General features: G+C 72.1%; 11 protein-coding genes. 7 read left to right on the top strand and 4 right to left on the bottom strand.

The annotated features are described in order from the left end of the window. The first annotated feature begins 184 nt into the window (after nucleotides 1–184). Entirely contained in the window at nucleotides 185–2,122 is a 1,938-nt protein-coding gene (locus tag WFI00_RS08245) for a chorismate-binding protein (protein ID WP_336631733.1), read from the top strand. 13 nt (nucleotides 2,123–2,135) lie between these two features. Here WFI00_RS08245 and WFI00_RS08240 read toward each other — a convergent pair whose 3' ends face one another. After that, nucleotides 2,136–3,464, bottom strand: coding sequence for a M50 family metallopeptidase (locus WFI00_RS08240; protein WP_336631734.1), 1,329 nt, complete (start codon nucleotides 3,462–3,464; stop codon nucleotides 2,136–2,138). Between the two features lie 95 nt (nucleotides 3,465–3,559). Here WFI00_RS08240 and WFI00_RS08235 point away from each other — a divergent pair, with 95 nt between their 5' ends. From WFI00_RS08235 to pflA, 4 genes are all read left to right on the top strand, one after another. Then, complete coding sequence (locus WFI00_RS08235; protein ID WP_336631735.1) at nucleotides 3,560–4,183, top strand: hypothetical protein; 624 nt, start codon at nucleotides 3,560–3,562, stop codon at nucleotides 4,181–4,183. A 35-nt stretch (nucleotides 4,184–4,218) separates the two neighbouring features. Then, nucleotides 4,219–4,926, top strand: coding sequence for a DUF1775 domain-containing protein (locus tag WFI00_RS08230; protein ID WP_336631736.1), 708 nt, complete (start codon nucleotides 4,219–4,221; stop codon nucleotides 4,924–4,926). Nucleotides 4,927–5,115: 189 nt separating this feature from the next. Beyond that, the gene (pflB, locus tag WFI00_RS08225; protein ID WP_336631737.1) at nucleotides 5,116–7,377 is read left to right on the top strand and encodes a formate C-acetyltransferase; all 2,262 of its coding nucleotides are present in this window, start codon (nucleotides 5,116–5,118) and stop codon (nucleotides 7,375–7,377) included. 46 nt (nucleotides 7,378–7,423) lie between these two features. Then, complete coding sequence (gene pflA / locus WFI00_RS08220; protein ID WP_336631738.1) at nucleotides 7,424–8,353, top strand: pyruvate formate-lyase-activating protein; 930 nt, start codon at nucleotides 7,424–7,426, stop codon at nucleotides 8,351–8,353. An 82-nt stretch (nucleotides 8,354–8,435) separates the two neighbouring features. Here pflA and WFI00_RS08215 read toward each other — a convergent pair whose 3' ends face one another. After that, nucleotides 8,436–9,521: a 1-deoxy-D-xylulose-5-phosphate reductoisomerase gene (locus WFI00_RS08215; protein WP_336631739.1), complete on the bottom strand. Its 1,086-nt coding sequence runs from the start codon at nucleotides 9,519–9,521 to the stop codon at nucleotides 8,436–8,438. Nucleotides 9,522–9,560: 39 nt separating this feature from the next. Beyond that, nucleotides 9,561–10,514: an FKBP-type peptidyl-prolyl cis-trans isomerase gene (locus WFI00_RS08210; RefSeq protein WP_336631740.1), complete on the bottom strand. Its 954-nt coding sequence runs from the start codon at nucleotides 10,512–10,514 to the stop codon at nucleotides 9,561–9,563. Nucleotides 10,515–10,656: 142 nt separating this feature from the next. On the opposite strand from WFI00_RS08210, the gene WFI00_RS08205 reads away from it, so the two are divergent. Further along, nucleotides 10,657–11,448 (top strand): lysophospholipid acyltransferase family protein, encoded by a 792-nt coding sequence (locus WFI00_RS08205; RefSeq protein ID WP_442928315.1) that lies wholly within the window; start codon nucleotides 10,657–10,659, stop codon nucleotides 11,446–11,448. Between the two features lie 58 nt (nucleotides 11,449–11,506). On the opposite strand, the gene WFI00_RS08200 is transcribed toward WFI00_RS08205, so the two are convergent. Then, nucleotides 11,507–11,974: an OsmC family protein gene (locus WFI00_RS08200; RefSeq protein WP_336631741.1), complete on the bottom strand. Its 468-nt coding sequence runs from the start codon at nucleotides 11,972–11,974 to the stop codon at nucleotides 11,507–11,509. Between the two features lie 58 nt (nucleotides 11,975–12,032). Here WFI00_RS08200 and WFI00_RS08195 point away from each other — a divergent pair, with 58 nt between their 5' ends. Next, nucleotides 12,033–13,061, top strand: a complete 1,029-nt coding sequence (locus tag WFI00_RS08195; protein WP_336631742.1) for an asparaginase — start codon at nucleotides 12,033–12,035, stop codon at nucleotides 13,059–13,061. Nucleotides 13,062–13,073 lie beyond the last annotated feature (12 nt).

Below are 13,073 nucleotides of genomic sequence, written 5' to 3'. Positions count from 1 at the left end.
CGTCCATTCTGTCGCGGCGCCCGATGTCCCGTGATCTGCTATCGTGACCGCATGTTCGCGAACACCTCCTGGTGGCCCACCCGCTGAGGCGGAGTGTTCGCGAGCCACGACACCGACCGCCCTCGAGGCGGTCTTTTCGTTCCCGGACGATGACATCCCGCCCGACCTGATGAAAGGCCCGGCGATGACCCCGAGCCCCTCCCCGCTGGATTCCGTGCTGCAGACGGGTCGGCCCTTCGCGCTGATCTCCCGCGACGCCGAGACCGTCGAACTGCTGACGGGCGACGTCGTCGACGTCGCCCTCCTCGCCGACATCCCACTCCACGACGAGACCGGACGGCCTCGCGAGGTCCTCGCCCTGGTGCCGTACCGCCAGGTCGTCGAGCGCGGATTCGCCTGCCACGACGACGAGGCACCGCTGCGATGCCTGGTCGTCGACGAGCACGTCCGCCTGCCCCGCGCCGAGCTGATGGCCACGCTCCCCCGTACGCCCGTGCCGCTCGGCGATCCGGGCTTCGATCTGTCGGACGCGGACTACGCCGACATCGTCCGCACGGTGATCAGCGATGAGATCGGTCGCGGCGAGGGCGCGAACTTCGTCATCCGCCGCGACTTCACGGCCTCCGTCGCGGTCGACCCGCGCCTCGCCGGCCTCACCTGGTTCCGCGCCCTGCTCGAGCACGAGCGCGGCGCGTACTGGACGTTCCTCGTCTCGACGCCCGGGCATCTCGCCGTCGGCGCGAGCCCGGAGGCGCACGTGAGCGCGTCGGGCGGCGTCGTGACCATGAACCCCATCTCGGGGACCTTCCGACACCCGGCCGGCGGTGCGACCGCCGAGACGCTCACGGAGTTCCTCTCCTCCACGAAGGAGACCGAGGAGCTGTTCATGGTCGTCGACGAAGAGCTGAAGATGATGTCGGCGGTGTGCAGCGACGGCGGCCGGATCACCGGTCCGCACCTCAAGGAGATGTCGCGACTGACGCACACCGAGTACATGCTGCGCGGACGCAGCGCGATGGATCCCCGCGACATCCTGCGCGAGACCATGTTCGCCCCCACCGTCACCGGATCGCCGATGCAGAACGCGTGCACGGTCATCCGCCGGCACGAACGCACCCCCCGCGGGTACTACTCGGGCGTCGCGGCGCTGTTCACCCCGACCTCGGACGGGGAGGGATCGCACGACCTCGACGCCCCGATCCTCATCCGCACCGCGTACCTCGTGGACGGACGGCTGAGCGTCCCGGTCGGGGCGACCCTCGTGCGACACTCCGATCCCGACGGGGAAGTGGGCGAGACGCACGGCAAGGCCGCGGGCGTCCTGGGCGCGATCGGGGCGATCCCCCGCGACGAAGCGGCCGAACGCGCGGCCCTGGACGAGGACGCGCCCGACCACGACGAGCCCCCGCGTGAGCGCCGCGGCCTGGCCGACGACCCGACCATCGCCGCGCTCCTCGCCGCCCGCAACGACCGCCTCGCGCCGTTCTGGCTCCATCCGCAGGACGCGCCGGACGAGGCGCCCCAGAGCCTCCGGGCCGTCGGCGCCGGGCGCACCGCGGTCGTCGTGGACGCCGAGGACCGGTTCACCACGATGCTCGCGCACCAGCTGCGTCACCTCGGCTTCGAGGTGACGATCACGCCCTGGAGCGACGCCGATCCGGTCCGGCTCGACGACGCCGACGTGGTCATCGCGGGACCGGGCCCCGGCGACCCGCGCGACGACGGCAGTCCGCGGATCGCGCGGATGCGCGAGGTGGTCCGGGCGCGGCGGACATCCGGTCGGCCGCTGGTCGCGGTGTGCCTCAGCCACCAGATCCTGGCCGACACGCTCGGGCTCGACCTCGCCCCGCTCGCCGCCCCGCATCAGGGCCTGCAGAAGACGGTCGACGTGTTCGGAACGCCCTCGTCGATCGGCTTCTACAACACCTTCACCGCGCGGGTGGCTCCGGGGACGACCCGGCACGGCGAGACGGACGTGGCCGCGGAGGCGGAGACCGGCGACGTCTACGCGCTGCGCGGCCCCGGCTACGCCTCGGTGCAGGGCCACCTCGAATCGATCCTGTCCCGCGACGGTCTCGAGACCCTGGAGCGACTGCTCTCGCACGCCCTCGCGGACGCCTGAGCTGACCGCGGGGTCAGCCGATCATCTGCACCGGGTTGACGAGGTCGGCGAGGACGAGGACGCCGGTCATCGCCACGAGGCAGACGACGACGACGAACGTCACCGGAACGAGCCGGGTCGCATCGACGGGGCGCGGCGCGGGCCGCCCCACGAGCTTCGCCCACCCCCGCTTGACGCCGTCCCACAGCGCGACGGCGACGTGCCCGCCGTCGAGCGGCAGGAGGGGCACGAGGTTGAACACGAAGAGGGCGAGGTTCAGCGCTCCGAGGATGCCCAGGAAGCTCGCGACGCGATTGAGGATCGGGGCGTCGACGGCGGCGACCTCGCCGGCGAGGCGGCCGGCGCCCACGACGGACAGCGGGCTGTCGAGGCTGCGGGCCTGACCGGTGATCATGTCGACCGCCGTGTCGTACACCCGCACAGGCAGCTGCCAGACGATCCCCGCAACCTGCCCGGTCTGGGCGAGGGCCATCTCGGGCCCCGCCCACAGCGGCTGACGCACGTACTCCACGCTCGCGGTCATCCCGACGAAGCCCACCTCGGCGGTCCGCACGCCGCCGCCGTCCGCCGCCACCTGCCGCTCGGCCAGCAACGGGGTCACCTGGAGGGTCTGCCGCTGTCCGTCACGATCGACCACCACCGGGATGGTGCGGCCCGGGGCGGCCTGGATGATCGCGGACGCGGCGGCGAAGTCGTCGACGGGGGTCCCGTCGACCGAGACCAGCACGTCGCCCGGGCGCACTCCCGCCGCCGCCGCGGGCGAGGCGGGATCGCTCGCGGTGCACTCCGTCTGGCTCGTCCCGGCCGGCAGGACGCACTCGTTCACCGACGCGATGGTCGTCGTCGCCGTCTGGATGCCGATGCCGCTGACGGCGATGCCGATGAAGACCATCGCGAGAAGCAGGTTCATGATCGGGCCGCCCAGCATGATCACGATGCGCTTGAGCATGGGGAGCTCGTAGAAGAAGCGACGACCTCCCTCGCCCGTGAGCGTCTCCTCGTTGGCGGCGCGGGCGTCCTGCACCATCGTCGCGAAGAACCCGCCGCCGGCGCGTCCGGACGCGGCCACCGTCGCGCCCGCCGGGGCGTCGTCCGGTCGGGGCGCAGGCGGATACATGCCCGCCATGGAGATGTAGCCGCCGAGCGGGAGAGCCTTGACCCCGTACTCGGTCTCGCCGATGCGTCGCGACCACAGCGTCGGGCCGAACCCGACCATGTACTGCCCGACGCGCACGCCGAACGCCTTCGCGGGGACGAGGTGCCCGATCTCGTGCAGGGCGATCGACACCGCGAGCCCGACGACGAGCAGCGCGACCCCGATGACGAAGGCGATGACGGTCACAGCAGGCGAGGCTAGCGCGCGCCGCTTTGAATTGGCCGAGCCGCGCGGTGATCCGCCCGGCGCCGGCGCCGGCGCGGCTCGATTAGGCTCCAGGTGTGAGCGGACGAGCGGATGCCCGGAGCACGCGCGGCCTGCGCGTCGTGCGCGGCTCCGCAGCCGCGGGCGTCGCCGTCCTGTTCGCATCGACGGCGCACACCCTCTCCGGCGGGGAGGCACCCGCGCCCTGGCTCGTCGCGGCCGTCACGATCCTCGCGGCGCCGCTGTGCATCCTGCTCGTCGGAAGACGACTCTCGCCCGCGGGGCTCAGCGCGGCGGTCGTGAGCGCCCAGGCGGCGCTGCACGGCGCCTTCTCCGCGGTCGGATCGGCGGCACCCGGAGGTCCCGCGTCTGCGCTCGGCGCGCCCGGCGGCCATCATCACCCGATGCCGGCCCTGGCCGCCCTCCCGACGATCGATGCCGTCACGGGCGCGATGGCCGTGATGACCGCGGGCCACGGGATCGCCGCCGCGCTCACGATCGTCGTCCTCGCCTGGGGCGAGCACCTCCTCGCCGCGATCGCGCGGGGCATCCGGCGCCTGCTCGCCCAGCCCGAGGGCCCCGCCCTGCCGGGCCCCGTCGCGTCCCTCGGCATCGTCTCGTCCCGGCGCATCGCTGCGACGACCCTCCTGGAGTGCATCACGCGGAGGGGTCCTCCGGCGCGTCCGTCGACCGCCCGTTGAGACCCCGCATCCGCATCATCCACCAGGAGACCACCATGTCCACGACCGCTCCGGCGCGCCGCTCGCGCCTCCCCCTCATCCTCTCCGGCACCGTCGTCGGCGCCGCTCTCGTGCTGGCCGCGCCCCTCGCCGCCTCCGCCCACGTCCATGTCGACCCCGACGAGTCGCCCGCCGGCGCCAAGACCCGCCTCGGCTTCTCGTTCAGCCACGGCTGCGAGGACTCGCCCACGACCGGTGTGGTGTTCACGATCCCCGACGGCGTCGACGGCGTGACTCCCGTCCTCGACGGCGCCTGGACCATCTCCCGGCAGCTGGGCGACGACGGCGTGCCCACCCAGATCACCTACACCGCGATCACCCCCGTGGAGAGCGGGACCGCCGCGACGATCTCGCTCGACGTCATCTTCGCCGCCTCCGCTGCGAACACGTCGGTCGCCTTCCCCGTCCGGCAGACGTGCGTCACCGGCGAGACGGACTGGTCCGAGGTCGCGTCGGAGGGCCAGAGCGAGGACGACCTCGCCTCGCCCGCGCCGGTCGTGGCCGTCGGCGCCGTCGCGCCGACGGGTGACCATCACGCGGCGACCTCCACCGGCACGCCCGGTGCGCATGCCGACGTCGACGGCGATCACGCGGCCGCGGCGCCGGATGCCGACCCGGTGGCCCGGTGGCTCAGCGGCGGCGCTCTCGTCGCGGCCGTCGCCGCCCTCGCGGTGGCGCTGATCGGACGGCGCCGGCGCAGCTGAGCGCCCGGGGGTGCGGGACACGTCGTAGACGCGTTGTGGTCAGGCCACAATCGAGCGCCCGCACCCACCGCTTCCTTTGGAGGATCCCGGCAGGTTCCCAATAGTGGTCTGACCACAGGACTACGCTGAGATCACGGTCCCACGGATGGGTGCGGACCGGTCCCACGAGGATCGAAGGAAGCGAAGACCATGACCACCGTCACCCCCGCCGCGCAGGACGCTCTCCCCGCCGCCTGGACCGGATTCACCGCCGGCCCCTGGCAGGACGAGATCGACGTGCGCGACTTCATCCAGCGCAACTACACGCCCTACGAGGGCGACGCCGGCTTCCTCGCGGGAGCCACGGCGCGCACCACCCGCATCTGGGACACCCTGTCGGCGATGTTCCCCGAGGAGCGCGAGAAGGGCATCTACGACGTCGACGCCCACACCCCCGCGGGCATCACCGCGCACGGCCCGGGCTACATCTCCCGCGAGGACGAGGTCATCGTCGGTCTGCAGACGGATGCTCCGCTGCGCCGGGCGATCATGCCCAACGGAGGCTGGCGGATGGTCGAGGGCGCGCTCGAGACCTACGGCTACGAGGTCGACCAGACCCTCAAGACCGTCTTCAGCAACTACCGCAAGACCCACAACCAGGGCGTCTTCGACGTCTACTCTCCCAACGTCCGCGCCGCCCGCAGCTCGCACGTGATCACGGGCCTGCCGGACGCCTACGGCCGCGGCCGGATCATCGGCGACTACCGCCGCGTCGCCCTCTACGGCGTCGACCAGCTGATCGCCGCCAAGAAGGTCGACAAGCTGGGCCTCGACACGACTCCGTTCACCGAGACCATCGCCCGCGAGCGCGAGGAGCACGCCGAGCAGATCCGCGCCCTCCAGGAGCTGAAAGAGATGGCGGCCTCGTACGGCTGCGACATCTCGGGCCCCGCGGCGACGGCGAAAGAAGCGGTCCAGTGGCTCTACTTCGCCTACCTCGGAGCCGTGAAGGAGCAGAACGGCGCGGCGATGTCGCTCGGTCGCACCTCGACCTTCCTCGACGTGTTCATCCAGCGCGACCTCGAGGCCGGAGTGCTCACCGAGACCGAGGCGCAGGAGATCATCGACGACTTCGTCATCAAGCTGCGCATCGTGCGGTTCCTGCGCACCCCCGAGTACGACTCGCTGTTCTCCGGCGACCCGACGTGGGTCACCGAGACCATCGGCGGCATGGGCGAGGACGGACGACCCCTGGTCACCAAGAACTCGTTCCGCTACCTGCAGACCCTGTACAACCTCGGCCCGGCGCCCGAGCCGAACATGACGGTCTTCTGGAGCCCGGCCCTGCCCGACGGCTTCAAGGACTTCTGCGCACAGGTGTCGATCGACACCTCGGCCGTGCAGTACGAGTCGGACGAGATCATCCGCCCCGCCTGGGGTGACGACGCCGCGATCGCCTGCTGCGTGAGCCCGATGCGCGTCGGCAAGCAGATGCAGTTCTTCGGCGCCCGGGTCAACCTCGCCAAGACGCTGCTGTACGCGATCAACGGCGGACGCGACGAGGTCTCCGGCAAGCAGATCTCGCCGATCGCCGCACCGGTCGGGGACGGCCCGCTCGAGTTCGACGACGTCATGTCCCGATTCGACGCCACGATGGACTGGCTCGCCGAGACGTACGTGGAGGCGCTGAACTGCATCCACTGGTCGCACGACAAGTACGCGTACGAGCGCCTCGAGATGGCCCTCCACGACAAGGAGGTGCTGCGGACGATGGCCTGCGGCATCGCGGGGCTGTCGGTCGCGACCGACTCGCTGTCGGCGATCAAGTACGCGACGGTGACGCCGGTGCGCGACGAGCGCGGCATCGTGGTCGACTACGTCACGGAGGGCGAGTTCCCGACGTACGGCAACGACGACGACCGGGCGGACGGCATCGCCGTCGATCTCGTCGAGCGCTTCATGGCGAAGATCCGCAGCCACCCGATGTACCGGAACGCGCTCCCTACCCAGTCGGTGCTGACGATCACCTCGAACGTCGTCTACGGCAAGGCCACGGGCAACACGCCCGACGGCCGCCGCGCCGGCGAGCCGTTCGCGCCGGGAGCCAACCCGATGAACGGTCGCGACACCCACGGGATGCTCGCCTCCGCCCTGTCGGTCGCGAAGCTCCCCTACTCCGAGTCCCAGGACGGCATCTCGCTCACCAACACGGTGGTCCCCGCCGGCCTCGGCCGCACCAAGGCGGAGCAGGTGGCCAACCTCGCCGGCCTGCTGGACGCCTACGTCGGCTCGCACGGGTACCACATGAACGTCAACGTCCTCAACCGCGAGACGCTCGAGGACGCCATGGAGCACCCGGAGAACTACCCGCAGCTGACCATCCGGGTCTCCGGCTACGCCGTGAACTTCGTGCGACTGACCCGCGAGCAGCAGCTCGACGTCCTGTCGCGCACGTTCCACGGCGCGATGTGACCGACCGCACGAGCCGCATCCGAACAGCAGAGAGAAGCTGAGGACCATGGCCGCGACGATGCTCCGTCGCCATCCGTGCAACACGGTGCCCGCCTCGCCCCCCGATGACGCGGTGCGCCTGGAGGTCCCCCTCCCGGCGCCCGCCCATCGGCGGGCCGGCGCGGGCGCCGACGGGCTCGAGGTGTCCGACGCCGACCGGCACGAGCGGCTCGCCGCGATGCGCGACGGGCGTCTCGGCTCCGTGCACTCCTGGGAGCTGGTCACCGCCGTCGACGGACCCGGCACCCGCCTCACGACGTTCCTCAGCGGATGCCCGCTGCGCTGTCTCTACTGCCACAATCCCGACACGTTCGCGATGAAGGACGGTACGCCGGTCACCAGCGACGAGCTGCTCGCGCGCATGGCCCGCTACGTCGGCGTCTTCCGCGCCACCGGGGGCGGGATCACGCTCTCCGGCGGAGAGGTGCTCATGCAGCCCGCCTTCGCCGCACGCGTCCTCCGCGGCGCCAAGGAGCTCGGCATCCACACCGCGATCGACACGTCGGGCTACCTCGGCGCTGCGGCCACGGACGCCATGCTCGACGACGTCGACCTCGTGCTGCTCGACGTGAAGAGCGGCGACCCGGAGACCTACCGACGCGTCACGAGCCGCGAGCTCGAGCCGACGCTCGCCTTCGGCCGGCGCCTGGCCGAGAAGCCGGACGGTCCGGAGGTGTGGGTGCGGTTCGTGCTCGTCCCCGGGCTGACCGACGAGCCGGAGAACGTCGAGAGGATCGCCGAGTACGCGGCATCCCTCAACGGGATCCGTCCGGGGACGGTGACCCGCGTCGAGGTCCTGCCCTTCCACCAGATGGGGCGCGACAAGTGGGCAGCCCTCGGGCGCGAGTACCTGCTGGAGGAGACGGAGCCTCCCTCCGCCGCCCTCACCGAGAGCGTGCGCGACCGGTTCCGGGCGCACGGCCTGACCGTCTACTGACGCCCCGACCCACCCGGTTCCTCGTCCGGGTGCACCGATCGGCCCGCCCTCCCATCCGGGCGGGCCGATCGGCGTCGCGGCCTCAGCCGGCGGCGATCACCCGGTCCGCCTCCGCGCGCGCCCAGCGCTCCGCGTCGGCCAGCGACGCGCGGGACAGCTCGGCGGGCGGACGGTGGGCGTCCACCACCCGGCGGATCGTGTCGACGATGCCGAGGAAGCCGAGCGCACCCTCGTGGAACGCGTCCACCGCCTGCTCGTTCGCGGCGTTGAACACCGCGGGGTAGGTGCCGCCGGCACCCCCCACCTGCTTGGCCAGCGCCACCGACGGGAACGCGACCTCGTCGAGCGGCTCGAACGTCCAGGACTGGGCCGTCGTCCAGTCCAGCGGCGCCCCGACCCCCGCGACCCGGTGCGGCCAGTCGAGACCCAGCGAGATGGGCAGTCGCATGTCGGGCGGCGACGCCTGGGCGATCGTCGAGCCGTCGACGTACTCCACCATCGAGTGGACGATCGACTGGGGGTGGACGGTGACGTCGATGCGGTCGTAAGGCACCCCGAACAGCAGGTGGGCCTCGATCACCTCGAGCCCCTTGTTCACGAGCGTCGCGGAGTTCGTCGTCACGACGCGGCCCATGTCCCACGTGGGATGCGCGAGCGCCTGGGTGGGCGTGACGTCCGCGAGCTCGCGCGCGGAGCGGCCCCGGAACGGACCGCCCGACGCCGTCAGGACGAGCCGGCGCACCTCCGTGTCCGTCCCGGAGCGGAGCGCCTGTGCGATCGCGGAGTGCTCGGAGTCGACGGGGACGATCTGCCCGGGCGCCGCGAGAGCGGTCACCAGGGGCCCGCCGACGATGAGCGACTCCTTGTTGGCGAGGGCGAGCGTGCGACCGGCCTCGAGCGCGGCGAGTGTCGGACCGAGTCCGATCGACCCCGTGATGCCGTTGAGGACGACATCCGCCTCGACGTCCCGGACGAGCCGCTCGACGTCGGCGATGTCACCGAGCGCCGTGCGGTGCACGCCGAACTCCGCCGCCTGCGCCGCGAGCAGGTCGGCGTTGCGCCCCGCGGCGAGCCCGACCACCTCGAACCGGTCGCGGCGGGATCGGATGACGTCGAGCGCCTGGGTCCCGATCGAACCGGTGGAGCCGAGGATCAGGACGCGACGCATGGCGCCAGCTTATCCGGGCTGTGCGGGCTCTCCGGGGCGTTACTGGGCGGCGTTCGGTGCGACGGCCAGGATGTCGACGACGAACACGAGCGTCGAGTTCGCCGGGATCGCACCCTGCTCCTTGTCGCCGTAGCCCTCCGCGGCGGGGATCACGGCGAGCACCTGCGATCCGACCGTCTGGCCCTCGAGCGCCTTCTGGAAGCCGGCGACCACCCCGGTCGTCGTGAAGCTCACCGGAGTGCCCTTCTTCCAGCTCGAGTCGAACTCGGTGCCGTCCTTCAGGACGCCCTTGTACTGGACGAGCACGGAGTCGCCGCTCTGCACGACCGGGCCGTCGCCCTTCTTGAGCACCGAGACCTCCGTCGTGGCCGGGTCCGCCAGGTCCGCCGGGACCGTGATGGACGGCGCGCCGGAGTCGTCGAGGGTGACCGTCGGCATCCCGGCCTCCGGCTGCTGGGGCTCGCCCCACGCGGCGGTGGGCGTGACGCCCAGGACGTCCACGACGTACACGACGGTGGGCATCTTCTCGTCGCCCGTCGCGGTCGCGATCGCGATCCGCGAGCCGATCGTCGCGCAGCCGAAGATCGACCCGCCGCTCTGCGCCGACACCTGCTGCGGCAGCAGCTGCCCGGGCTGGTAGCCCGACTGCGACAGGACGTCGCCGGTGGTGCCGTCGAGGATCGTGGCGGCGTAGTCGACGAAGTCGCCCGCCTTCAGCGCCGCACCGGTCCCCTCGACCGTGACGGTGCGCTGCAGCGTGAGTCCGTCCGCGCTCAGCGGCTTGGAGAAGTCGACGGTCGGCACGGAGCCGACATCGCCCGTCGCCGTGACCCCGTCCGACACCGCACCGCTCGGGGCGGCGGATGCGCACAGATCGGCCCCGGCGCCGGTGGTCGACGCTTCCGGCGACGGATCGCCGCCGCCGGAGCATCCGGCGAGCAGGAGCGCCGACAGGGCGACGGCGGACAGGGCGACGAGCGGACGCAGGCGCACGGATGACCTCACAGGAGTGGCGGAGCGAAGATGCCGGGACACCCGGCGCGTCCCATCCTCCCCCACTTTCTTCTGTCCCGGCTGAGAGCATGCCCGGCGGGCCATGCGCGGGCCGGAATGCGCCGGGGTCTACGATCTATGCGTGACGCAAGAGCACGACAGCGCACCCGACGCGCCCGAGACGCCCGCGCCGTCCGCACCCGAGGAGGTCGACGGCGTCGGGTTCACCTACTACTTCGGCCGAGCCGTCCTGGTGCCGCTGACGCGACTGATCTACCGCCCCCGCATCGAGGGCCGCGCGAACATCCCCCGCACCGGCAAGGTGATCTTCGCGAGCAACCACCTCTCGTTCATCGATTCGCTGATCATCCCGATGTTCGCCCCGCGGCCGGTCTACTTCCTCGCGAAGTCGTCGTACTTCGAGGGCACGGGATTCCGCGGCTGGGTGAGCCGGCAGTTCTTCACGGCGATCGGCGCCACGCCCGTCGAACGGGGCGCGGGCCAGGCCGCTCTGAACGCGCTCGACCAGCAGCGCCGGATCCTGGCCTCCGGGAGGGCGATCGCGCTGTACCCGGAGGGCACGCGCTCCCTGGACGGGCGACTCTACAAGGGCCGCACGGGCGTCGCCTTCCTCGCACTCGAAGAGGGCGCGCAGGTCGTCCCGGTGGGGCTGGTCGGCACGAACGAGGCGATGCCCGTCGGCGCCAAGCTCCCCTCCCGTCGTCCCCGGGTGACGGTCCGCTACGGCGCGCCCATCGACCTGTCGCACCTCGGCCCCGCCTCGAGCGGCAAGGCGCGTCGCCTCGCGACCGACGAGATCATGGCCGCCATCCACGAGCTCTCCGGCCAGGAGCTGGCCAACGCGTACAACGAGGCGCCGGCCTCGAATCCGGTCGAGCGCCTCAAGCAGGTGCTGCCGCACGAGCGCCGCTGACGGCGGCATCTCTGCGTCCGGCCAGGGCGATCCGGCCAGGGCGGTCACGCCCCTCGGCTCAGGCGGTGACGGTCGCCTCGTGCCGCACGGGGAAGTTCACCGAGTTGGCGATGAAGCACCAGGCGTTCGCCTGCGCGTGCGCCGCCTCCGCCGCCTCGATCATCGACGCGTCCGCCACCACGACGTGCGGACGCAGCACGACCTCGGTGAACGCCCCGCCGCCCCGGCCGTCCTCGCGCATCGTGCCGGTGGCGTCGTCCGTGTAGGACACGACGACGACCCCCGCCGTGACGCACGCGTGCAGGTACGAGAGGAGGTGACACTCCGACAGGGCCGCGAGCAGCAGATCCTCGGGGTTCCATTTGGTCGGGTCCCCGCGGAACGGCTTGTCGCTGGACGCGGCGAGATCGACCTTGCCGTCCACCATCAGCGTCACGGACCGGTCGTATCCCCGGTACCCGTCCGTTCCGGCGCCCCGGTTGCCCGTCCAGACGCTGCGGACGGCGTAGTGGTGTTCTCCGATCACCTCCCCAGTCTGCCAGCACGGCCGGAACGCGCGTCAGCGGCGAAGTAGGCTCCTGTGCGTGGCAGTTTCTCCCTCGACGCCCCCCGCACCCTCCGCACGTGCCGGCACGATCGCCGTCGACCGCGCCGTCGAGCTCGCCGTCGTCGAGCGCAACGGCTTCATCGAATCCCGGCATGCGGGTGCGGCCGTCGTCCTCGACCCGGACGGCGCGGCGATCCTGAGCCTCGGCGACGTGGAGGCGCCGATCCTCCCCCGTTCGAGCCTCAAGCCGCTGCAGGCGCTCGGCTGCCTCACCGCCGGCGCCGAGCTCGAGGGCGAACAGCTCGTGCTCGCCACGGCGAGCCACGCGGGCACCGACCGCCACGTGGCCGTCGTCCGCGAGATCCTCGGGCGGGCGGGACTGGGCGAAGACGACCTCGGGTGCCCGCCGGCCTGGCCCACCGACAGCGCGACGCGGGACGACCTCGTGCGCGAGTTCGGCCAGCCGAGCCGGATCCGCATGACCTGCTCGGGCAAGCATGCGGCGATGCTCCTCGCGTGCACGGCCAACGGGTGGGACGTCGGGAGCTATCTCGACCCGGCCCACCCGCTGCAGGCCCACATCCGCGAGGTGATCGAGCGTCTCACCGGCGCACGCCCCACCACGACGGCGATCGACGGCTGCGGTGCCCCCGTGTACGCGATGAGCCTCACGGCCCTCGCCCGCGCCATGCATCGCGTCGGCACGTCGTCGGAGCGTTCTCCGTTCGCCCTGCACCGCCAGGCGGGGGCGCTCGTGCGGACGGTGCGGGAGCTCCCCTGGGCGATCGAGGGCGAGGGCCGCCCCGACACGATCGCCATCGAGCGCCTGGGGGTCTTCACGAAGTTCGGCGCCGAAGGCGTCATGGTCATGATCGCGCCGAACGGCACCACCGCGGTCCTCAAGGTGCTCGACGGAGATCGCCGCGCGACGACGGCGGTGGCGATCACCCTGCTCGTCCGCGTCGGCGCACTCACGGCCCGCGACGCCGCGGACGCCGTGGCTCGCCTCCCCCTCGCCGTCACCGGCGGCGGCCGCGACGTCGGGATGATCCGCCCGACCGTCTGAGCGTCGCCGGCG

The organism is Microbacterium sp. MMO-56 (genome assembly GCF_037146215.1).
GTDB lineage: Bacteria > Actinomycetota > Actinomycetes > Actinomycetales > Microbacteriaceae > Microbacterium.
This window is presented reverse-complemented; position numbering and strand designations above follow the sequence as displayed.